This is a genomic window from Brevibacterium sp. JSBI002, from assembly GCF_026013965.1.
Lineage (GTDB): Bacteria > Actinomycetota > Actinomycetes > Actinomycetales > Brevibacteriaceae > Brevibacterium.
In genome coordinates this window covers 1508122-1530881 of record NZ_CP110341.1, presented here as the reverse complement: position 1 = coordinate 1530881, position 22760 = coordinate 1508122, and the positions used below count along the sequence as shown (strand labels likewise).

16 protein-coding genes are annotated in these 22760 nt (G+C 64.9%); 11 read left to right on the top strand and 5 right to left on the bottom strand.

Annotated elements, in window-relative coordinates; genetic code table 11:
• Positions 1-27: 27 nt before the first annotated feature.
• The gene (locus LJ362_RS06950; RefSeq protein ID WP_264801429.1) at positions 28-1257 is read left to right on the top strand and encodes an aminoglycoside phosphotransferase; all 1230 of its coding nucleotides are present in this window, start codon (positions 28-30) and stop codon (positions 1255-1257) included.
• A 2-nt stretch (positions 1258-1259) separates the two neighbouring features.
• On the opposite strand, the gene LJ362_RS06945 is transcribed toward LJ362_RS06950, so the two are convergent.
• Positions 1260-4439, bottom strand: coding sequence for an ATP-dependent helicase (locus tag LJ362_RS06945; protein WP_264801428.1), 3180 nt, complete (start codon positions 4437-4439; stop codon positions 1260-1262).
• Complete coding sequence (locus tag LJ362_RS06940) at positions 4439-7759, bottom strand: PD-(D/E)XK nuclease family protein (RefSeq protein WP_264801427.1); 3321 nt, start codon at positions 7757-7759, stop codon at positions 4439-4441. Before LJ362_RS06940 ends, LJ362_RS06945 begins: the two co-directional genes overlap by 1 nt.
• Before the next feature lie 115 nt (positions 7760-7874).
• On the opposite strand from LJ362_RS06940, the gene LJ362_RS06935 reads away from it, so the two are divergent.
• Positions 7875-8468 (top strand): TetR/AcrR family transcriptional regulator, encoded by a 594-nt coding sequence (locus tag LJ362_RS06935; RefSeq protein ID WP_264801426.1) that lies wholly within the window; start codon positions 7875-7877, stop codon positions 8466-8468.
• Positions 8469-8588: 120 nt separating this feature from the next.
• Positions 8589-8810: a DUF3107 domain-containing protein gene (locus LJ362_RS06930; protein WP_264801425.1), complete on the top strand. Its 222-nt coding sequence runs from the start codon at positions 8589-8591 to the stop codon at positions 8808-8810.
• An 85-nt stretch (positions 8811-8895) separates the two neighbouring features.
• Here LJ362_RS06930 and LJ362_RS06925 read toward each other — a convergent pair whose 3' ends face one another.
• A complete protein-coding gene (locus LJ362_RS06925; protein WP_264801424.1) occupies positions 8896-9528 on the bottom strand; it encodes a ferritin-like domain-containing protein in 633 nt (210 codons plus the stop codon).
• 60 nt (positions 9529-9588) lie between these two features.
• Here LJ362_RS06925 and LJ362_RS06920 point away from each other — a divergent pair, with 60 nt between their 5' ends.
• Positions 9589-11121 (top strand): DEAD/DEAH box helicase, encoded by a 1533-nt coding sequence (locus LJ362_RS06920; protein ID WP_264801423.1) that lies wholly within the window; start codon positions 9589-9591, stop codon positions 11119-11121.
• A gap of 166 nt (positions 11122-11287) precedes the next feature.
• The gene (locus LJ362_RS06915; RefSeq protein WP_264801422.1) at positions 11288-12433 is read left to right on the top strand and encodes an acyltransferase; all 1146 of its coding nucleotides are present in this window, start codon (positions 11288-11290) and stop codon (positions 12431-12433) included.
• A 42-nt stretch (positions 12434-12475) separates the two neighbouring features.
• Here the strand turns inward: LJ362_RS06915 and LJ362_RS06910 are convergent, their stop codons facing one another.
• Positions 12476-13333 carry a PHP domain-containing protein gene (locus tag LJ362_RS06910; protein ID WP_264801421.1) on the bottom strand — a complete coding sequence of 286 codons (858 nt, stop codon included), beginning with the start codon at positions 13331-13333 and terminating at the stop codon, positions 12476-12478.
• Between the two features lie 78 nt (positions 13334-13411).
• On the opposite strand from LJ362_RS06910, the gene LJ362_RS06905 reads away from it, so the two are divergent.
• Both LJ362_RS06905 and LJ362_RS06900 read left to right on the top strand, forming a co-directional pair.
• Positions 13412-14938, top strand: coding sequence for an aminopeptidase P family protein (locus tag LJ362_RS06905; RefSeq protein WP_264801420.1), 1527 nt, complete (start codon positions 13412-13414; stop codon positions 14936-14938).
• Complete coding sequence (locus LJ362_RS06900) at positions 14938-16029, top strand: P1 family peptidase (RefSeq protein WP_264801419.1); 1092 nt, start codon at positions 14938-14940, stop codon at positions 16027-16029. Before LJ362_RS06905 ends, LJ362_RS06900 begins: the two co-directional genes overlap by 1 nt.
• A 110-nt stretch (positions 16030-16139) precedes the next feature.
• Here LJ362_RS06900 and LJ362_RS06895 read toward each other — a convergent pair whose 3' ends face one another.
• On the bottom strand, positions 16140-18065 hold the full coding sequence (locus LJ362_RS06895) for a calcineurin-like phosphoesterase family protein (protein WP_264801418.1): 1926 nt from the start codon (positions 18063-18065) through the stop codon (positions 16140-16142).
• Positions 18066-18281: 216 nt separating this feature from the next.
• On the opposite strand from LJ362_RS06895, the gene LJ362_RS06890 reads away from it, so the two are divergent.
• From LJ362_RS06890 to LJ362_RS06875, 4 genes are all read left to right on the top strand, one after another.
• Complete coding sequence (locus LJ362_RS06890) at positions 18282-19556, top strand: magnesium transporter MgtE N-terminal domain-containing protein (RefSeq protein ID WP_264801417.1); 1275 nt, start codon at positions 18282-18284, stop codon at positions 19554-19556.
• Positions 19557-19558: 2 nt separating this feature from the next.
• Positions 19559-20107 (top strand): DUF1003 domain-containing protein, encoded by a 549-nt coding sequence (locus LJ362_RS06885; RefSeq protein WP_264801416.1) that lies wholly within the window; start codon positions 19559-19561, stop codon positions 20105-20107.
• Positions 20108-20176: 69 nt separating this feature from the next.
• The gene (locus LJ362_RS06880; protein WP_264801415.1) at positions 20177-21298 is read left to right on the top strand and encodes an Mrp/NBP35 family ATP-binding protein; all 1122 of its coding nucleotides are present in this window, start codon (positions 20177-20179) and stop codon (positions 21296-21298) included.
• A 4-nt stretch (positions 21299-21302) separates the two neighbouring features.
• A complete protein-coding gene (locus LJ362_RS06875; protein ID WP_264801414.1) occupies positions 21303-22724 on the top strand; it encodes a polysaccharide deacetylase family protein in 1422 nt (473 codons plus the stop codon).
• The last annotated feature ends 36 nt before the right edge of the window (positions 22725-22760 follow it).

The following is a 22760-nucleotide window of genomic DNA, read 5'->3' as shown; positions in this document are numbered from 1 at the left end:
CCGAACCCAGACGGTAGATTGGGGAAGGTGGATACCAAGGCGCTCAAGTTGACTGCGATCGCGGCGACGATGCTCGACGGCTTCGTCCCGACGACATGGACACCCCTGCCGCCGCTGGATGCCGGAGTCAGAGTCCTGCTCGGCGATGACGATCAGCAGCTCGTCGCAGCGGCTCAGACCCAGCTCGATCGGACCGCGGACATCGGCTCAGCCGCCGAGGCGGGACGAATCTACGAGGCCATGTATCCGCACGCCGACTTCGTCTGGCCGCGCCTGCGGGCCATCACCGAGGTGGACGCCGACTACTTCGACACGTCGTCCCCGACGACTGTGACACTGGCCGATCCCCTGCCGGGGGCGCCGCTGGGCGATGTGCCCATCGCCGACACGGCGCGGGCCAGTTCGCTGGCCCAGGCTCTGGCGACTCTGCATTCGGCTGCACCCGAGCCCGTCTCCGATGCCGGTTTCCCGGTGGAGGATCCTTCTCGATCACAGTTCCTCATCCTTGAGCGCCTCGATCAGGCGGCGAGCACCGGACGGGTCCCATCGTCTCTGCTGCAGCATTGGGAGGAGGAATTCGAGAAGGTGGCGCTCTGGCATTTCCTCGCCACGCCCATCCACGGTTCACTCGATGAGACGAGCGTCTATACCGATCAGGAGCGAGTGCTCGCACTCGCCGAGATCGGTCGTCTGCGCGTCGCCGATCCAGCCATCGATCTGGCGGCGGCTTCCGCGCTGATCGATCCTGCCGCCCTGCCGACCTTCTACGAGGAGTACCGCAATTCCCGGCCCCGCGCCGATGAGCATGTCATCGCCCGTGCCGAGCTGTTGGCCGAATTCGCGGTACTCGACTGGCTGCTCGAGGCGGTCGACTCCGGGGATGAGACCGCCGTCGAGGATGCCGCCGGGCTCCTCAGTTCGTTCAATGAGGTCCTGTTCGGTTCCCCAGCTGATGCGACCGCCTCGGCGGAGGAACCGACCTCTGAGTCCGCGACCGAACCTGCAGACGACGGTGGGAACACTCCCGGGACGGCCCCGGATTCCTCTGCACCGGCCGCGACCGATGCTCCCGACGTGGAAGCCGCGATCACGGAGACCGCAGCCCCCGATGTGTTCATTCCCGGAGCTCAGCCTCCGTCGGCTCCCTCAGATGATGATTCGGAGTTCGACTCCGAGCCGGGATCGCAGGTGCGGACCGAACCGACTCGGGACGCCGACGAAACTGATGACGGGGAAGAGACCGGCCGGATCCGCTGAACTCAGCCCATGTCGTTGGCTTCCAGCCATTCGACGACTTCGTCCTCGTCAGGCAGGTCGGTGAACTGCACGATGTCATCGCTGCCGACGAAGTAGAACGTCCCCGTCACCTCGGCGATCTCCGGATGCACTCTGAGAATCGCGAACCGGTAGAGCGCCAGCTGCCATTTCATCACCTCGAGCACTGCCGCATCGGGTTTCTTCGAGGTCTTCCAATCCACAACCTCGGCATGGTTCCCGGTGATGAAGACCGCATCGATCTTCCCCGGCACCCGGAATCTGCCGAGGACGAGTTCGAAGGACATCTCCACGTGGTCGGCCCGACGCGTCGCGAACTCGGAGGCTGAGAACGTCTCCTGCAGCCGTTCGACCGTCGCGGCGTCGATCGGTCTCACCGATTCGTCTTCGCCGATATCGATGCTCGACTGGCCGAAGTGCTGCTCCACCCAGGAGTGGAAGGTCGTTCCGATCTCGGCGGCCCGGCTGGGCGGAGTCGGGATCGGACGCAGGGTCTGCGTACGGAAACTCTGCGGATCCCTCCTCCATGCAACCAGGGCCGTTGCCGACAGACGGTCGGGCATGGCCGCAGCGGACACCGTTTCGGGCCGGTCACCGATGCGCAGGGCCTGAGCGGCGAAGCGCCCGATCGTTCCCGGAGTCTCGGCCAAGGACTCCAAGCTGACGTCCGGGCTCGCTTCGACCCAACCGGCGGCTCGCTGTGCGGCGGCGACCTGCTTCGTTCGGGGCACCGGCCATGCAGTGGTCTCGATGCGGTCCTGCGCCGTTTCGTCGGCAGGTTCCGGAATCTCCACTTCGAGGCCCAAGGCCTCGATCGCTTCGGTGAGGAAGGGCGAGGGATCGTCGGGAACCGCGCGCGCACCCATCAGCTCCGCACCGAGCCACAGATGTCTCTTCGCACGGGTGAACGCCACGTAGGCGAGGCGTCGCTCCTCCCCCTCGTGCGCATCGGCGATCCGTGGACGGATGAAGTCTCCGATCCACTCATCCAGGGCCTTCTTCGTATCGAATTCGGCCTTCCGCAGGTCGAAGTCGACGAGATGTGCGCGGTCACCGCGCAACGGGTACGGCAGAGCCGTGCGGTCCATCCACCCTTCCTTGTCCCGCGGCTCGGTGGGAAAGTCCTTGACCACCAGAGAGGGAACAGCGACGGCGTCGAATTCCAGACCTTTCGAGGCATGGACGGTCATGATGTTGATCGCGTCGGCTGCCGTCGTCGGTTCGGCGACGCTCAGCGCATCATGAGCTTCCATAAGACTGAGCCAGGACAGGAAGCCTGTGATCGAGGGTTTGTCATCGGTGGCAGAGTACTGGCTGGCCGCGGAGAGGAATGCGTCGACGGAGGCTCTGTGCAGATTGCGCAGAGAATCGCTGAGGCTCCAGATATCCGAATCGATTCCGGTCTCGGACATCGCGGTGCGGATGATCGAGGCCACGGTGCCCGTTCCCGACCGGGTGGCCCGCAGCGCGCGAGCCAATCGGACCAGACGATGCAGCGCCTCCGAGCTCAGACCGGACTGCTGATAGTCGGCGATGAGTCCCCTGTCAGCAGCTGTCCGCGCTCCGTGGTCGAGGACGCGCTGCACTTCGATGAGCTCATCGATGCCTTCGACGATCGTCGCCTGGTCGATGGCTTCGGCGATGACCTCCTCGGCGGCCCATTCGGCTCGCTCGGAGGCTCGCCGCTCGGACTGACGACGGGTGAAGGCCTGCAGCCCCGCGATGTCGCCTGCGCCGAGGCCTAGCATCCGTCCGCTGACGAGCCTCATGATCTCGTCGCCGGCCATCGGATCGACCGCAGCGGTAAGCACCGCACGCAGATCTGCGACGAAGGGGTCGGTCAGCAGCCCCGAGGAACCGTGCACGTGCACAGCGAATCCGGCTGCTTCCAGCGCCGCCGCGACCGGCGCGAAGTGGGCACGTTTGCGGCACAGCACGGCTTTCGAGGAACCTGCGGGGACCGTGTGGAACCAATCCGTGAGTGCGCGCAGGCCGACGGTGAGGAAATCGGGATCGTGGGCGCCCGAGCTGATCTCGACACTGACTTCGCCCTCACCGGCACCGTCGCGGGCCGAGAGCGGGGACTCGCTGCTGTCGGCGAGTCCGGCGGCGATGCGGTTGGCCACCTGCAGGATCGAGCGATCGTTGCGCCAGCTGGTGCTCAGCGACAGGGATTCGACGTCGCGGAAGTCCGATGAGAAACGCACCATGTTGTCGGCGCTGGCGCCGCGCCAACCGTAGATGGCCTGGCGGGGATCACCGACTGCGGTCACTGCGGTGGAGTGGAAGAGGTCGCGCAAGAGCTTCAGCTGAGCCACCGAGGTGTCTTGGAACTCGTCGAGGAGGACGATCTTCCACCTGGCTCTCTCGGCCTCGGCCGCGGCGGGCACCTCGTCGAGGATGCGTTGGGCGAAACGCACCTGGTCGGAGAAGTCCATGGCCAGATTGCGCCGTTTCGCGCGCATATAGGCATCAGCCAGTCGGGCCGTTCGGATCTTCGCTTCGAGTTTCGCCCGTCGTCCATTGGGATCGACAGGCTTGCCCTTGCTGGACACCAGGGCAGACAGGCACTGCTCGAGATAGTCCGTGACGTCGTCGACATCACGACCGTGATCATTCATCTGCCCTGCCAGGGCGATGACATCGGCGATCATCGTCTCGCGGGAGAAATCGCCGGGGATCTCGTCGGGTGGCGTCGAATCGATGAGAGTCCCGGCGATGGTGTGTGCCGCGGCGTCATCGAGGAGGACAGTTTCGGGTTCGATGCCGATGCTCACCCCGTGTTCGCTGACGATGGACGCGGCATAGGAGTTGTATGTGGACACGGTCGGATTGTCGAGACCGGGCAGTGAAAGGTCCTGACCCCGGCCGAGGTTGTGCCGCAGACGCGACAGAAGCACTCGGATGCGTCCGCCGAGTTCTCCGACTGCTTTGCGGGTGAAGGTCAGGCCGAGGATCTCTTCGGGAGAGACGAATTCGTTGGCGACCAGCCACACCACACGCTGGGAGATGACTGTGGTCTTTCCCGATCCGGCCCCGGCGGTGACTTTCATCGACTGTGCCGGGTCGGCCTCGATGATCACCTTCTGCTCCGGGCTGGGAGGGAAGGCCTGGGCAGGGTCGGCGGCCGTGAGCTCGGCAAGCCGCTCGGCGGTGAAGCGCATCAGTTCTCCTCCAACATCTTCGGGCCGATCGCCGGGCACGATGATCGGACGGGGCACGACTTGCACTTCTGCGGGTCGACCCGTGCAGGGAAGCTCGCGGCACGCATCCTGCCGGACACGTCGTCGATGAGTTCACGAGCCCAGTCGGGGTTCTCATCGACGTCGAGCGCCGACTGCTCCCGAACAGTGCGAGCCGACTTGCGCAGGAAGACGAGTTCAGCGCCGAAAGCGTGTGCATCGAGCTCTTGGTCCTCACCGATTCTGATGGTCCCGGAATTGATGGCTTCCTGATACACACCCAGCTGTGCATGCCGGTCCATCTCCTTGCCGGCGACGACGTTCCTGCCGGTCTTGAAGTCGACGATGCGCAGTCCGCCCTCGACCTCCTCGACTCGGTCGAGGCGTCCGGTGACCTTCCACTCACGTCCGTCCGAGTCGACACCGACCGCATAGACCTGTGCTTCGACTCCGACGAGGCGGCCCGGAGTCTTCTTGATGTAGTCGCCGAGGCGGTCGGCCATGCTCATCGCCACGTCGAATTCCCGTTCGCGTTCCCATTCCGCGTCGAATTCCAAGGACGCGAACTCAGTTTCCACGAAACTGCGGATCGCGGAGGTGGGGCCCTCCGGATAGTTCTCGGCGGCGGCGTGGATGATGGTTCCGAGACTTTGGGCTGTCGACATCGGGCGGTCACCGCCGTTGCGGGTGAGGAACCACCGCAGGGAGCAGTCGGTGAATGCTTCGACTTGGGAGGGTGAGACGCGAACCGTATCAGAGTCGGTGAAGAGCGGTTCATTCGTGGTGATGTCCTCTGCCTCGCGCCACTGCGTCGGTGGTTCCACCGTGCCACCGGCAGCTGAGAGCGCCCGCATCAGCGCCGCCCATGACTGCGTGTCCGGGTCCGGAGTCGCAGAGCTGTCGGCGCTTTCGGTCGTGGTGGCGTCCACAAGCGTCGACGATGGCCCCGCAGCTTCGACATCGGCCGCGGCAGCCGTCTGCAGCAGGTGAGCGCGGGCATGTGCTGCCATCTCCGGTACCGTCAGCGGAGGCAGCTCATCCTCGTGGGTGATCGCATAGCCGTCGGCCGCCTCGGTGCCCTTGGCGGAGCCAGCGGCGAGCACATCGAAGAACGGGGACGGCTCGGTCTCCGCATCGGTGACGGCGGTGACGATCACGCGTTCCTGCGCACGGCTGAGCGCGGTGAAGAACAGCTCGCCCTCTTCACGCAGATTCGTCCGTTTCGCATGCGCGTGGTAGCCGGGGTCACCGGTGACCGTCTCACCCGTGGCGAGCACCGCCGTGAGATCGGTGAGGCCGAGGATTCCGCCGCGCAGCTTCGGGTTCGGCCAGACGCCTTCGTTGACTTCGGCGATGATCACCAGAGGCACACGCACATGGGCCAGTGAGGACGGGGTGCCCACCAGCACGTGGTCGGCGAATCCTGCGGTATCGGCCAGGGAATCCTGGGCGATGTCCTGTTCGGCGACGATGCCGGCGAACGAGCGAGCGGTGAAACCGCCGCGGTCGGCGATCTTCTCGGCCAGCGCGAACAGCCGGAGCACCGAATCGAGATAGCCGTTGGTCACCGATTCCGGGTCGCGCAGGGCTTCGATCTGCCATTTCTCAGCGACTCCGGCCGCGTCCCAGATGCTCCAGAGCGCTTGGTGGGGGTCGGTGGTGCCGACCTCAGCAGCGGCGTGGAGCATCCGTGAGATCGTGGCCAGTCCCTGTGGGGACGAATCGTCGATCGGGCTGCGCAGTGCCTGAGCCAGCGACGCCGTGCTGCTGGACGCCGGGAACTGTCTGCGCACTGCTCGTCGGAAACGGCGGATCTGCACGGGGTCGAGGCGGACGTAGATGCTGCCGGCCAGGGACAGAGCGAGGTCGGCGATCGACTCGTCATCGTCGAAATCAGGGGCGGCCGAAAGCAGGTCCAACAACGGTGCGGTCGCGGGGTCGACATTGAGCGGCTGCATGAGAGTGGCGATCGAGACCCCTGAGGCTCTCAGCTCATTGGCGATCGTGCGAGCACTCGACGAATTGCGGCAGATGAGTGCGACATCGGACCAGCTGTGCCCCTGTTCGACGAAGTTCGTGATCCGACGGGCCAGATATCGGTGTCCGGACGCACTGCCCTCGAATACGTGCGTCTCCACGGCAGGCTCGGACGACACGGGAGACAGCTCTTCAACCGGTGCCGCTGTCGGAGCTGATTGCGGCACGCTCGCCGACGCCTCAGCGGAAGCCGCAGAATCAGCGGCATCCTCAATGGGTCGTGGGCGCGGCATATGACCGGTCGACCATCGCGTGGTGATCCTGGCTCCGAAGCCGTCGACGGTCGTCGCCAATGCAGGGTCGACATCCCATTGGCGATCGAGCACGACCGTTTCGAAGCCGTCTTCGGCCGTCGCCCGATCGATGATCGACGCGTCGGCTCCGTGGAAACGTCCGGTCACTGTCTCGGGTGAGCCGAACAGAGCGATCGCACTCCCCCTGGCGCGCAGCTGTTCAAGGATTCCCCAGCTTGCGGCAGGGAAGTCCTGGACCCCGTCGGCCAGAACCACGGTGGGCAAACGGTCGGGGGCGAACGTCCACGACCGTCCGGCCGTCACCTCGGCGGGTTCGCGGAGGATCTCGAACGCGGCGAGAGCAAGAACGGTCGCGGAGTCGATGCCCCCGTAGCCGGGCATGGACATGATGCCCAGATATTCGTCGAGGATCGCGGCCACGGCCCGCCACCGAGGGTCGGGGTTGTCGGCAAGGGCACGATCGAGGGCGCTGCGACCGAAGTCGAACACGTGCTCCGCGATCTCCTGCGACGTGTCGGGCGTGCGCATTCCGAAATCGAACTCCATCACTCGGTTGAGCGCGTCGCGGACCTCGGTTCGGAAGGCCGAGGTCGACCGCACCTCGGCGGTGATCTCCGACGGCCACGCCGGCCCGCGGGAACGACCGAGTTCGTGACCGGCGAGCAGGTCGGCGAGGAAGACATCCTGATCGGCACCGGAGATGAATTCGAGGTCTTCCCCGGTCCGCGTCGTGTGTGCGGCGCGGGCGATCCCGTACGCGTACGACGCCAGACTGCGGGCCGGGGCGGAGGAGAGGACCGCGTCGGCGGGCAGCTGAAGACGATTGCGCAGCACATCGGCGTGATCACGGTCGGGTGTGAGAACGAGAACCGAGGCGGGGTCGATCGTCGACACCAGCCGCGCATAGAGCGACTCGAGCAGAGTCGTCTTCCCGGTGCCCGGCCGCCCGATGATATTCAGGCAGCCGCCGGAGAGCAGGGTGCTGCCCATTCGCTGCGTCATCTCATCCATACTCGTATTCCATCACGGCCCGCTGACATGAGACTTCCGAGCCCCTGACCGGCGCGTCGTCAAAGTGACAGCGCGGATGCCCGATGCACGGCCTGACTTCGCGTAACATTGAAGGATGTCGAGTCCACAACAGAGATTGCCCCGTGACCAGCGCCGCGACCAATTAGTGGGAGTCGCACGCTCCGTTTTCGCCACCCGTGGATATCGGACGACCTCGATGGACATGATCGCCGAGGCAGCCGGTGTGTCCAAGCCCGTGCTCTATCAGCACTTCGATTCGAAGCAGGATCTCTACCTGGCGCTCATCGATTCCTCGGCGGCGCTCCTCGACTCTCGGCTGGCCGAAGCTCTGGGATCGACGATCGATCCGCATGAGCAGGTCCATGCCACCTATCGCGCGTATTTCGACTTCGTGGTCTCACACCGTGAAGAGTTCGTCATCATCTTCAATTCGGACGTCTACGAGCCGAAGGCCGAACAGAAGCTGCGCGCGCTGCGGGAGAGTTCGGCGACACGGGTCGTCTCCGCTCTGAAGAACTTCGCCCGCCTCAGCGACGATGAGGCGCAGCTGCTGTGTCGGGCTCTCATCGGCACCGCCGAAGTCGTCGTCAAGCAGATCGACTCACAGCGCGGTGTCGACGTCGACACGGCCGTCGAGCTGCTCACCCAGATGAGCTGGGGCGGATTGCGGTCGTTCGCAGATCGCTGACGATCCACCTACCGATCAGCCTTCAGCGGAATCCACCGGGAAGAAACCCGAGTCTGCGGACGTTAAGCTGAACACAGACGAATCCGTCATCGATCACCGAGCATCGGCACAAGGAGCACAATGGAAATCAAGATCGGCGTCAAGCAGACTCAGCGCGAGATCACCCTCGAAACGGACGAAGATGCGAAGACTCTCGCCGCCCGCGTCGAAGAGAAGATCCAGTCCGACGGGCTGCTGACCTTCACCGATACGAAGGGCCGTCAGGTCTACGTTCCCTCCGCCTCGCTCGGCTACCTCGAAATCGGTGCTGAGACTTCACGTCGCGTGGGCTTCAGCGCCTGAGCTGCCCCTGAGCGGAAAAGGGCCCCGGTCGCAATGACCGTGGCCCTTTTCGCGTTCGCGGCGGAATCGTGCATCTCTCGTGGGATCAGGCGACGAGACCGAGCGCCGACATCCGCTTCGAGTGATTCGACGTCACCGACGGGATCAGTTCGACGACGAGATCTTCGTCGAGGCCGAGGAACGGATCGGTGAGCAGACTGCGAGCCCGCCCCAGGGTCTCGGCGACGAGCTTGCGGCCCCACAGGGCCAGCCGCGAGGCCAGCTGTGTGTCGACGGCCACTTCGGATGTCAGACGATTGCGCGCATATTCGCTGGCACGTGTATCATCGAGAATTGCAATAGCCAGGCTGTATCCGGGCTCCGCGAGTTCGTCCACCGCCGTGCGGTAGAAATCATTCATGATTCCGTCGAAGACGAATCCCTTCATGAGGCTTTCGTACCAGTCGCGAGGACGAGTCCTTTCAGCCAGAGTGCTGAAGGTCGGTTCGAAATGCTGACAGAGCTCGATCACATCCTGGCCCATCTGATCGATGTGCTGTGAGAGCTGTTCGAAGTTCGCGAATGACTGAGAGGCCAGCCGCGCCAGGATGACCTTGTCATCCAGATCCGCTGCGGTCGTCGCGTTTGTGGCCATACGTTCGAAACCGGTCAGCTCGCCGAACGCCAGAAGTGCGAGCGTTGCAGCATCATTACCGGCCAATGGGACAGAATCGGGCATAGTTCAAGACTACCGGTTCGCACCATGACAAGCGCGTACGCGCTAAAAGGAGTTTGGAATATGGCGGAGACAGAAGCGGATTTCGCGGAGCTGGGAGTCGCCGGACCGATCGTGGCCTCGCTGGCCTCGGCAGGAATCACCCACCCCTTCCCCATTCAGGCGCTGACGCTGCCCGTGGCACTGTCGGGAGCCGACATCATCGGGCAGGCTAAGACGGGCACCGGAAAGACCCTGGGATTCGGAATCCCCCTTCTCCAGCGTGTCGTCGGCAAGACCGAGGACTCGTCGGTCACCTCCGACCCGGACTCGACTCCCGACAGCGTGGGCGACGCCAAGGAGCCGCGACTGCCGCAGGCCCTCGTGGTCGTTCCCACCCGTGAGCTGGCCAAGCAGGTCGCGGCCGATCTCGTCACCGCCTCGGTGCAGCGTGACGTCGACATCATGACCATCTACGGCGGCATGGACTTCGATCCGCAGATCAACCGGCTCAAATCCGGCGTCGACGTCGTCGTCGGCACCCCCGGCCGCCTCCTCGATCTCTACGGTCGCAAGATCCTCAAGCTCCACCGCGTCCGCACCGTCGTCCTCGACGAAGCCGATGAGATGCTCGACCTGGGCTTCCTGCCCGATGTGGAGAAGATCATCAACGCGGTTCCCGCCCACCGCCAGACGATGCTGTTCTCCGCCACCATGCCGGGTGCGGTCATCACCCTCGCCCGGCGCTATATGAATCAGCCCACCCATATCCGCGCTCAGGATCATGAGGATCTGTCGCTGACGGGCAAGAACACGACGCAGTTCGTCTACCGCGCCCATTCGATGGACAAATCCGAGCTCGTCGCCCGCATGCTCCAGGCCGAGGGCCGAGGTCGCACGATCATCTTCACCCGCACCAAGCGCACCGCCGACAAGCTCGCCGCCGAACTCGAGGACCGCGGTTTCGCGGTCAAGGCTCTCCACGGCGACCTCGGTCAGTCACAGCGGGAGAAGGCTCTGAAGTCCTTCCGCGATGGAAAGGTCGATGTGCTCGTGGCCACGGATGTCGCGGCCCGCGGAATCGACATCGACGATGTCACCCATGTCGTGAATTATCAGTGCCCCGATGATGAGAAGACCTACGTCCACCGCATCGGACGCACCGGTCGGGCCGGCAACTCCGGTGTCGCCATGACCCTGGTCGACTGGGATGACATGCCCCGCTGGCGTCTCATCAACAAGGCCCTCGGCCTCGATTTCGACGAACCCGCCGAGACCTATTCGACCTCGCCCCACTTCTTCTCCGACCTGGGCATCCCGAAGGGCACTAAGGGCCGACTGCCGCGCCAGCACCCCGAAGGCGAGGACGAAAAGTCCTCCGGTGAGCGCAAGGGCCGTGGATCCGATCGTCGCGGTTCCGGCCGTGGCCGTTCGGAATCTCGCCGAGGCGGCTCATCCGACCGTCGTGAATCCTCCTCCGACTCCGGCAGCGACGACCGCAAACCGCGCCGCCAGCGCAGCCGTCGCCGCACCCGCGGCGGCAAGCCGGTCAACCGCGCACAGGGCGGCCAGACGGGTCAGGGCGGCCATCCGGCCACCGACTCCAGCGAGGACTGACCCCTCCGCGGGCGCGACCGATTCCCCGCACAGTCTTAGCGAAGGCCCCGACCACCTGGTCGGGGCCTTCGTTCATCCTGTGTTCAATTCGACCCCCGATCCCGTTCAATTCTGTGACTGATGATGTTCGGACGCCATGTCATCGAGTACGAACGAGAGTGAGTCATTGTTCGGTTCACGCCGGTTGGACGACGAGTCCCCCGCAGCTCCCACCCGGGTCGACCTCTCCCCCGCCGAGCCGACGGCCGGACCAGCCCCAGCCGACAAGCCGACGGCGGCACCTGCCCCGACTGCGAGGCCGAAAACTCCGAAAGCGCACCGCCACGACGTCGATGTCATGCGAGTGCTCGCCGGGCTCACCGTCATGATCGGCCATTCGGGCGGCGTCCTCATCGGCGGATCCGACGAGGGCAGCGACGCCTGGTGGCTCGGCCATCTCGCCGAGGCGGTCAATCCCTGGGCCGTGCCGATGTTCTTCATGATCGCTGGTTGGGCCGTGCTCGCCGGTGCACCTCCGCGCACCGAAGCGAAGATGTGGGACCGCATCGTCCGGCATGTCGTTCCACTGGCCGCTTGGTCGGTCATCTTCGTGCTCGGCTTCAACCTCTTCGACACCGATGAGGTCGACGTCCGACACGACCTCGTCCGCAGCCTCCTCGAGGCCGGTCGCCCGGCTTTCCACCTATGGTATCTCTACGCGTACATTCCGCTCATCCTCGTCTTCGGCACGCTCATCCTGTTCTGGAAGGGACAGCGGCCGTGGAAGCTCGCGACCCTCGCCATCGTCCTCGCAGGGTCGACCGTGTGGGCGCCGTTCGCCCTCGAGATCATCGGCTCCGACCAGGATGCGTGGAAGTGGGGCTTCGCGACATATCAGGTCGTCTACTTCACCGTCGGCGCCTTCGTCATCCACCACGCGCATGAGCTGCGTCCGCCGATCTGGATGCTGTGTGTGCTCTTCGCGGTCTCGGCGCTCGGCGTGCTGTGGTGGGAGTCGCGACGGTCCTATCCGATCGAGAATGCGAACCCGCTCATCGTCGGACTCGCCGTCAGCGTCATCCTCCTCGTCTCGCGCATCCGGCTCAGCGAGCGGGCCAAGAAGGTCTTCACGACGATGGCGACGGCATCATTCGGTGCATTCCTCGTCCACGTGTTCTTCCTCGAACTCTTCTTCGAACGTCTCTTCGACGTCGATGCGACACCGATCCTGCTCGTCGTCCAGTATTTCGGTTTTCTCGCGCTCATGGCGGCTCTGTCGTACGCACTGAGCTTCGCCTGGGGAAAGCTCCATCTGAGCCGAATCCTCGGCTGACCTCAGCCCCCGGATGAAGGCAGGCGCAGCTCGGAGCCGGGCTCAGCCCTGGATGTAGTCGACTCCGCCCGGCCGTGAAGCCGCACGCTCGAGCAGCTTCCCGAGCATATGGTCGGAAGTGACGTGCTCGCCGAGGCGGTTGGGCTTGCCCGTGCCGTGGTAGTCGCTGGAGCCGGTGACGATGAGATCGTGCTCATGCGCCAGGCGTCGCATCGCCTCTCGCTCCTGCGCAGGATTGTCCCTATGGTCGACTTCGAGTCCGTCGAGACCGGCAGCGATGAATTCGGTCATCGCCGAATCGGGCACGACCCGACCGCGCATGGCCGCGCGCGGGTGGGCGAAGACAGAGACTCCGCCGGCTTCCCGAATCAGTCCGATCGCGGTGATCGGATCGATCGTCGGCAGGGACACATGATATTTTCCCTGGCTGGACAGAATCGACGAGAACGCTTCCGTGCGCGACTCGACGACGCCGGCTGCCACCAGCGCATCGGCGATATGCGGACGTCCGATCGTGGCGTCCTCGCCCGACACGGAGAGCACCGCATCCATGTCGATCGGATAGTCTTCGGCCAGCCGTTCGATGATGAGGTGGGTGCGGTCGAGTCTTGCCCGCCTCGTCTCCTGCACGACCTCGGCCAGCCCCGTGTCGTACGGGTCGTGGAGATAGGAGAGCAGGTGCACGCTGATCCCCTCGTAGCGACAGGAGATCTCCATTCCCCTCACCAGGCCCAGCCCGTAGACGCGGGCGGCATCTTCGGCAAGGGTCCAACCTGCGGTGGTGTCGTGGTCGGTGAGTCCGACGACGTCGATGCCATCCATCGAGGCTTCTGAGATGAGTTCGGACGGGGTCTGGGTCCCGTCCGAAAATGCGGTGTGCACGTGGAGATCGATGACCATGGTCACAGTCTATCTGCATCTGTCGTTCCGACTCCCACGTGTACACACCATGTCACTCCGCCCATCTAGACTGGCGGCATGACAGAGCAGAACTCAGATACCCCAGACTCGACCCAAAACCTCGCAGACCGCGTCAACAACCGCTCGCACCGCCCGAATTCCGCCGCCTTCCGTGACTTCGTCGCCTCCGGTTGGGATCGCACTCCCCTCAACGCCGAGGCTCTCGCCGCCGCCGGTTTCACCCCGGCCCGTCGGGACGCGGTCTCGGCAGCGTTCCCCGGCGAACGGCTCGTCGTTCCCGCCGGCGGACTCAAGGTCCGCTCAAACGACACCGACTACCGCTTCCGCGCTCATTCCGCGTTCATCCACCTCACGGGCCTGGAAGCCGATTCCGAACCCGACGCCGTGCTCGTCTTCGAGCCCGAGGACGACGGCCACGATGTGACGCTGTACTTCCGTCCCCGCGCCGGTGCCGATACGGAGGAGTTCTTCTCCGATTCCCGCTACGGAGAGTACTGGGTCGGACCGCGCGCCGATCTCGAAGCGATGTCCACCATGACCGGCATCGCAACGGAGAGCTCCGCCACGGTCGATGACGCCATCACGAAGGATCTCGGGGCCATCTCCGTGCGCCTCGTCCGACAGGCCGACACCCGCATCGACGGAGTCATCGACCTGGCTCGCACCCAGGTCCAGGCCGATCTCGAGACGTCCGAGGCCGGCGACGCCGAACTGGCCCAGCTCCTCTCCGAGCTGCGCCTGATCAAGGACGACCACGAGATCGCGCAGCTGCGCGAAGCCGTCGCCATCACCCGCGCCGGTTTCGACAACGTGGTGGCAGCGCTGCCGAAGGCACTCGGGCACCGTCGTGGGGAGCGTGTCGTCGAGACCGCGTTCGAGACCGCCGCTCGCTCCGACGGCAACGGAGTCGGCTACGACACGATCGCCGCCTCGGGCAACAATGCCTGCACCCTGCACTGGATCCGCAACGACGGTCAGGTCCGGGACGGTGACCTCATCCTCGTCGATGCCGGAGCCGAAGCCGATTCGCTCTACACCGCGGACATCACCCGCACCATGCCCGTGTCGGGCACCTTCACTCCGGTGCAGGCGAAGATCTACGATGCCGTGCTCGAAGCCTCCGATGCCGCGTTCGCCGTGGCCGCCGAGCACCCCAACCGGCCTGTGAAGTTCCGTGAGGTCCACGAGGCGGCCATGGAGGTCATCGCGAAGCGTCTCGAAGAGTTCGGTGTGCTGCCCGTCTCCGCGGCCGTTTCGCTGTCGCCGGAAGGACAGCAGCACCGCCGGTGGATGGTCCACGGCACCAGTCATCACCTCGGCCTCGACGTCCATGATTGTGCACAGGCGAGAGCGGAGATGTACTTGGACGCAACTATAGAACCGGGAATGGTCTTCACCATCGAACCCGGACTGTACTTCAAATCAGACGACCTGCTCCTGCCCGAGGAGTTCCGCGGCAACGGTGTCCGCATCGAGGACGACGTCCTCGTCACCGCCGACGGAGTGGAGAATCTCTCGGGCGACTTCCCCCGCAGCCGCGCCGAGATCGAGGCCTGGGTGCAGAGCCGGCCCCAGGACCGCTGATGACCTGGGAGACCGCGCGCGGTTCGCGCCCCGAGGCACGGCCCGGCCCGTTCCGCGGGGGCGGAGTCCTCGAAATCCCCGGTATCCGCCTCGGCCATGCGGGTGAGTGCACCGACCGCCGGCTGACGGGGATCACCACCGTGCTGCCCCCGATTGGTTCGACCGTCGGCGTCGATGTTCGCGGGGGCGGTCCCGCCACCCGTGAGACCGATGTCATCGCGCCGGGAACACATTCCTATGGTGCCGATGCCATCGTCCTCACCGGCGGCTCCGCGTTCGGGCTGGGTGCCGTCTCCGGAGTCGTCGACACCCTCGCCGAGGCGGGGCTCGGATTCCCTGCTCCCGGACTTGCCGATGCGGTCGTTCCGCTCGTTCCCGCCGCCGCGATCTTCGACCTCGGCCGCGGAAACGGTTCCGTGTCACCGCCGAGACCGGACGAAGGGGCCGAGGCGACACGAGCGGCGCTGTCCGGGAGGACAGACGAGATCCGAGGCAGCATCGGGGCAGGCGTCGGAGCCCGGTCCGGGTTCCAGAGTGTGCGCGGAGGGCTCGGGTCCTATGCCGTCCGGCTGCCCAGCGGAACCACAGTCGCGGCCCTCGTAGTGGCGAATTCGCTGGGAACGATCGGCACGCCGACGGGCGGTCTGTGGTTGGACCCGCTGCTGCGCTCGATCGGTCTCGATCTGCCGAAGGTGCTGAGTCTCCCCGCCACTCCGCCGCCGGCCCCGGGGACTGCCGCGAAGAACACGACGATTGCGATCGTCGCAACCGATGCACGCCTCGATACGGCGCAGACCACGCGGATGGCATCGGGTGCGCACGCGGGCATCTCGCGAGCTGTGCAGCCCTCGCACACCCTCTTCGACGGCGACACGGTCTTCGGCATCGCCACAGGAGCGCAGGATCTGCCCACCGATCGTGACGCGGCCACCCGAGAGCTCGTGATGATCTCCGCGGCGGCGGCCGATGCGCTGAGCTTGGCGATCCTCGACGCCCATGTTTCGGCGACACCCGTCGACAGCGCTTGGGGGCAGCCGCCGACGCTGAGCGAGATCGCACCGGATTTCACCTCGGAGTTCAACGCTCTCTGATCACGGAGACGGGGCCCGCCGTTCGGCGGGCCCCGCTCCTCGCAGTTCTCCGCAGCTTCCAAGCGCCATCATCCGACACATGCGCGGAGCTGCAGCTCCTTCTTCAGCTGTCAGTCGTTGCGAGCCGACTGAGCCTCTTCGGAGTCGAGACCCAACGGATCCCGGACTTCCTTCTTCTGCTGAGCATCGAAGCCATCCTGGCGCAGCAGCTTCTGCGATTCGGTCTTCGCGGCGGCCTCATCCTCGACCACGGTGAACCGGACCGACTCGGTGAAGTCACGACCGTAGCGGTCGGTTCCAGTCACCTCGGCGGTGTGGGTGCCCAGGTCGAGGTTCGAGGGGATCTCGGTCCGCCACAGGTGCGAGCTCGACTGGCCCACATTGCCGGAGGTGCGCAGGTTCTGTGACGCCGTGTACGGATCGGTGTATTCCCAGCCCTTGGCCAGGGCTTCGCCTTTGCCCGGCTGAGTGTGCTCGGACTGCTTCGGCGCTTTGCCGTCGAAGCTGACCTCGACTCGTGCGTCCGAAGTGCCGGCGAGGAAGCTCGAGGTCAGCCAGGTCTCGCCCTGCTTGAGGTCCTCGCGGGTGACGACGCGTTCGGAGATCTCCTTCGGAGCAGTGCCCTCCTTGTCCGCGTCCTGCCACTCCTGGGCCTTCTGCGCCCAGTCACGCCACTCTGGCGAGTTCACGCCGAGCAGCAGCTGATGGTCGTCGGATTCGTTGCGCACGGTGTAGCGTTCGCTGCGCGAAGCACCGTCGTATTCGAGGGTGAGCACGCCCGGTTCCGAAGCGTCCTGAGTGAACGAGTACGGCAGCCCGTCGGCGTTGAGGCCGCCGGAGTACCAGTCGCCGGAGACGGCACCGGCGACGATCTGCGTATTCGGCAGCTTCTCGATCCCGGCTGCAGCCCATTCCTTCCGCGTCTCGCCAGCGACGAGGTTCTCCTGAGTGTGCGTGTGTCCGCCGACGGTCACGGCGTTCGGGTAGTCGGAGATGACGTCGTAGAAGTCCCTCGCATTGTCGACGACGACCTCTTTGTGCGTGAGGATCGGCGCGTGGGTGGCAACGACGACCTGCGCATTCTTCGGCACGTTCTTCAGATCGTTCTCCAGCCAGGTCAGCTGATCCTGACTGATCTTCTCCTTGTACTTCTTCCTGTTCGCCTTGCCCTCGTATTCGATGCTGTCGAGGACGACGAAGTGGGTTTTGCCCACGTCGTAGGAGAAGTACGAGGGACCGAACTGGTCACGGAACGTGTCGAGGGCGTGAGAGTCGTCGACCGCGTCGTAGTCCTGGTCGTGATTGCCCGGCGCCACGCGCACGGGCCCGTTCATCTGGGAGTAGATATCGCGCAGTTCATCGTTGAGGCTGAGGTCGTCACCGACGTTGTCCCCGAGCAGCAGCACTCCGCAGGCCCCGTAGTCATTGCGGTCGGCGAGGTCACCGACGGCCCCGTCGCGGGCGTAGCCCATCTCTGTCTTGTCATAGGCCTGGGTGTCGGAGGCGATCGGGCAGTTCTGCTCGCCTTTCGCTGAGGCCTGCGATTCGACCATCGGGAAGTTCACGGCCTTCGGAGTCTCACCGGTCGGTTCGATTCCTCCGAATTCGAGGCCGCCGGAGCCTTCGGGCAGGTGGTTGTAGCTGAACTGTGCGACCTTGTCCTCATCGACGGGTACCTGCCAGCCGGAGGGCTGAGTGATCGACACGGTCATGTTGTCTCGCACGGGCAGCTCGTAGCGTCCGTCTCCGTCCGTCTGGACGACGTCGACTCCGTTGCTCACCGCAACACCGGAGACGCCCTTCTCATCACCATCGAGCTTCGAGTTCTCGTTGACGTCGTCGAAGACCTGACCGGTGAACTTCTTCGAATCGTCGGCCTTGCCGCGGTCGACCTGGACGTGGCCTTCGTAGAGTTCAGCCGGTGCGTCCGCGGCCGTCGCCGAGGTCGGCGAGAGAAGCGGGGCGAAGAGCGAGAGCGCGGCACAGGCTCCCAGGCCTGCGGCAGCGGTGCGCGGGCGGATTCGTCGTGTCTGCATGGATTTCTCCTGTATTCGACTATGGCGGGTTCTGCCGAGAAATGACCCTAGGGAGACGGGGCGACAACGAGATGAAGCAGGCAGGACGGCTTGATGAATAGGAAAAGAGGCCGAGTGGAACCCGATGCCCACTCCGTTCACCGTCTGCGGATGTGATCTCGATTCAATTCGCGGAGGCGATCACTGAAGACTCCACGCACCACGTAGTCTGAGAGCATGAGTGGTCCACCGAAAAGAGTCTTCGTCGCCCGACTCGTCTCCGCCCCCGTGTTCGACCCTCTCGGCGATCAGGTCGGGCGTGTCCGCGACGCCGTCGTCGTCTATCGTGCGACGATGCGGCAGTTCCCCCGAGTTATCGGCCTCGTCGTCGAAGTGCCGGGCCGCCGCCGCGTATTCGTGCCGATGGGCCGGGTCACCGCGATCGATTCCGGGCAGGTCATCACCACCGGCCTGGTGAATATGCGCCGCTTCGAACAGCGTGAATCCGAGACCCTGGTGATGAATGACCTGCTCGACCGACGGCTGCGTCTGCGCGAGGATAACTCACCGGTGCTCGTCGAGGACGTCGGCATCGAACAGCAGGTGAACAAGGACTGGGAGGTCACCAGGCTGTTCGTGCGTCGCGTGCCCGAACGCAGCGCCTTCGCCGCATTCCGCCGCCGCGGTGAGACCAAGCAGATCGACTGGACGGATGCCGACCATCCGGTGGATTCCGAGGTCGATCAGGAAGCCACCCAGCTCATCGCCGCCTACCAGGACACGAAGCCTGCCGACCTCGCCGATGTGCTCTTCGAGATGAACGCCGCTCGCCGCCTCCAGGTGGCCCGAGCCCTCGATGACGAACGCCTTGCCGATGTCGTCGAGGAGCTGCCGGCAGAGACCCAGATCGAGATCCTCACCGGACTCGAAACCGAACGAGCCGTGACCGTGCTCGAAGAGATGGCTCCAGACGATGCGGCCGACCTCCTCGGCGAGCTCAGTGATGAACAGGCCGAACGATTCCTGACTCTGATGGAACCGGATGAGGCCGAAGATGTGCGTACGCTTCTGGCGTACGACGATGACACAGCCGGCGGTCTGATGACGACCGAACCGGTCATCCTCACTCCGGAAGCCACTGTCGCCGAGGCGCTGGCCCATGTCCGACGGGAAGACCTGCCGGCGGCGCTGGCAGCCGCGGTCTTCGTCTGCAGGCAGCCGGTGGAGACCCCGACTGGCAGATATCTGGGTCTCGTCCACATCCAGGAGATGCTGCGTCATCCGCCGCACGAGGCCGTGGGCATCATGCTCGACACCGAGGTCGAGCCGCTGTCGCCGGAGACTCCGCTCGGCGAGGTGGCGAAGCTGCTGGCCGCGTACAATCTGGTGTCGGTGCCGATCACCGACGACAACGATCGCCTCGTCGGTGTGGTCACCGTCGATGACGTCCTCGACGAGCTGTTGCCCGAGGACTGGCGAACCACCGGTCGAGACGATCGCAGCAGGGGGTAGATATGGCCGTCGATGATTTCGAGATCCCGCGGTCGAGCAAGCGCCGACTGCCGAGCTTCACCGTCTCCCCCGAGACCTTCGGACGCGGAGCCGAAGCCTTTGCCCGGTTCATGGGCACTCCTGCGTTCCTCGTCGGGATGACGGTCTTCTGTGCGGTGTGGCTGCTGTGGAACACCCTGCTGCCGGAATCGTGGCAATTCGACCCGCGGTCGCTCAACTTCACCCTGTTGACCCTCATCCTGTCCCTTCAGGCCTCCTATGCCGCGCCGCTGATCCTCCTCGCGGAGAACCGCAGCACCGACCGGGACCGCGTCGAGTTCGAACACGATCGGCAGCGCGCCGAACGCAACTTGGCCGACACCGAGTACCTCGCACGAGAGGTGGCGGCGCTGCGTATCGCCATGCGTGAGGTCGCCACTCGTGACTTCATCCGCTCCGAGCTCAAGGATCTGCTCAAGGAGCTCGAGGAGGAAAGACAGGACGAGAACGGGACCGACAAGGTCGATCCCCGGGCCTCCGAAAAGCGCCGAGGCGGCCCTCGAAGCGGATGACGAGACGCCCGCCGAAGCGGTAGTGTTGAAGGCCCGGGAGCACTGTTCCGGGAAGGAAAGGACGTGGGCATGACTGGTCCCTCTGAGGACGCCGTGAGAGAGGCGCTGACCGGGGTCATCGACCCTGAGATCCGCCGCAGCATCATCGAACTCGATATGGTCGAATCGATCGTGATCGAAGGCGGCAAGGTCACCGTCACAGTTCTCCTCACGATCGCCGGGTGCCCGCTGAAGGACACGATCACCGAAGACACCAAGGCTGCGGTGGGCGGTGTCGACGGGGTCGCCGAGGTGGCTGTCGTTCTGGGCACGATGACGCCCGAACAGCGCAAGGAGATGAAGGAGAAGCTGCAGGGCTCCGGCACCCGCGATATCCCCTTCAATCGCCCGGAATCGCTGACGAAGGTCTATGCCGTCGCGTCAGGAAAAGGCGGCGTCGGAAAATCGTCGGTGACCGCGAACCTTGCCGTGTCCCTGGCGGACAAGGGCCTGCGCGTCGGCATCGTCGATGCCGATATCTACGGCTTCTCCATCCCCGGCATGCTCGGTCTCTCCGGCAAGCCGACCCGAGTCGATGAGATGATCCTGCCCCAGGTCGCCCACGACGTGAAGGTGATGAGCATCGGCATGTTCGTCCCGCCGAGCCAGGCCGTCGTCTGGCGCGGTCCCATGCTCCATCGTGCTCTGCAGCAGTTCCTCACCGATGTGTTCTGGGGCGACCTCGACGTGCTCCTGCTCGATCTGCCTCCCGGCACGGGCGATATCGCGATCTCCGTGGCTCAGCTGCTGCCCGAATCCGAACTCCTCGTCGTCACCACACCGCAGTCGGCGGCCGCCCAGGTAGCCGAACGCGCGGGATCCATCGCCACACAGACGAAGCAGACCTTGGCGGGAGTCATCGAGAACATGTCATGGATGGAGATGCCCGACGGCACCCGGATGGAGGTGTTCGGCTCCGGCGGAGGCGCCAGCGTGGCCGAGAACCTCGCCGCCACCCTCGACCAGGAGGTTCCGCTGCTCGCCCAGATCCCCTTGGACACTCGTCTGCGGGAAGGTTCGGACGCGGGTACCCCGGTCGTGCTCGGCAATCCCGATTCGCCTGCGGCAAGGGCTTTCGACACCCTTGCGGAGTCGCTGCGGCGACGCAGTCGCGGCCTGTCCGGCAGATCCTTGGGACTGAGCCCGGTCTGAGTCGGTGTCTCCTCTCTCCCCTCGCGATACCCTCGTCTACTCTGTCTTCGCCGGCCTCAGCGCTCTGACCGCTCTCGTCCTCTTGGCCGGAGCTGTCGTCACTGCGCTTCGAGATGACCCCACCCCCGGACGGTCGGTGGAACCCGCGCAGCGAACGATCGCCGCCGAGAACCGGGACTTGCTCTCCGCAGAGCTGCGCAGCTACGCGCTCGTCTCAGACGAACGCACGCCTCGACTGGACGTCCACACCTTCGGACTGCCCACGGCCGCCTCGTTGAATGCGGCGATCGAAGATCATGTGCTGTCCCTGATCGACGATTCCGGAGGCTTCGCCGATCGCGCCGCGTTCGATCCCGTGCAGACGGCACCAGTCCACAGATGGCCGGCGACCGCTTTCACGCCAGCACAGACCAGCATCGCTGACGCGCCAGCGTCTCGAGTAGACCCGCGTGCCATCGACATCAGCACCCGGGTGCTGGCAAGCGGCGGGAAATTCGTCGTCACCGCAGTCGATATCCAGTCGCCGCATCCGCAGACAAGGCTGCTGCTGACCGATCTCGCCCACGACAGCACAGTCAATGCCCGCCGGCTCTTCGCCGCACCGGTCGACCCGGCAGCCGTCGGAGCCGATGACACCGGCACACTGACGATCAATGACGCTGCGGTCTCCGACACCGATCTGTCCTCCATCGGCGACCGAGTCCAGAAGGCGCTGCACAGCAGTCTCGAACTGCCGCAGCCGATCGATCTGCGCTCCCCCGACTTCTCCTGCGCGCTGCTGCCCTGTGTCGCGCTGACCTATGACGACGGTCCCGGAGAGACGAAAACCGAACAGACGATCCTCGACGCAGCCGATGAGGCGAACATCCGTCTGACATACTTCTTCCTCGGGAAGAACACAGACGCCTTTCCCGAAACGGCCGAGCGGATCATCAACGCCGGCCATGAAGTCGACGATCACACGTTCTCGCATGTGCAGATGGACAAGACCGCATCGGCGACGCTCCGCAGAGAGCTCGACCGGACGGTCAGATCGCTGCGATCGGTCGGAGTGAAGGACGAGCCCCTCGTCCGTCCGCCCTATGGTGCCCTCGACAAACGCGCAGCACACGCTCTAGACGGTCCTGCGATCATCTGGGACGTCGATACCGGAGATTGGCAGCACAGAGATGCGAAGAAGACGGTCGGACGCGTGCAGAAACTGACTCGCCCCGGATCGATCGTGCTCATGCACTCCATCCATCCGTCGACCGCGAAGGCGGCTCCGGAGGTGTTCTCGGCCGTGGCGGACAAAGGCCTCTACGCAGTGACAGTGCGCGAGCTCTTCTCCGGGATCCAGTGGAAGAACGGCGGGTCGTATTTCTGCCGCGGCTACCGCGATGAGCTGTGCTCGAATCCCGAACATCCCGCGGTGATGAAGAACTGAGCCTCTGACGCCCGCACGGAAGAGGGAATGCAACAT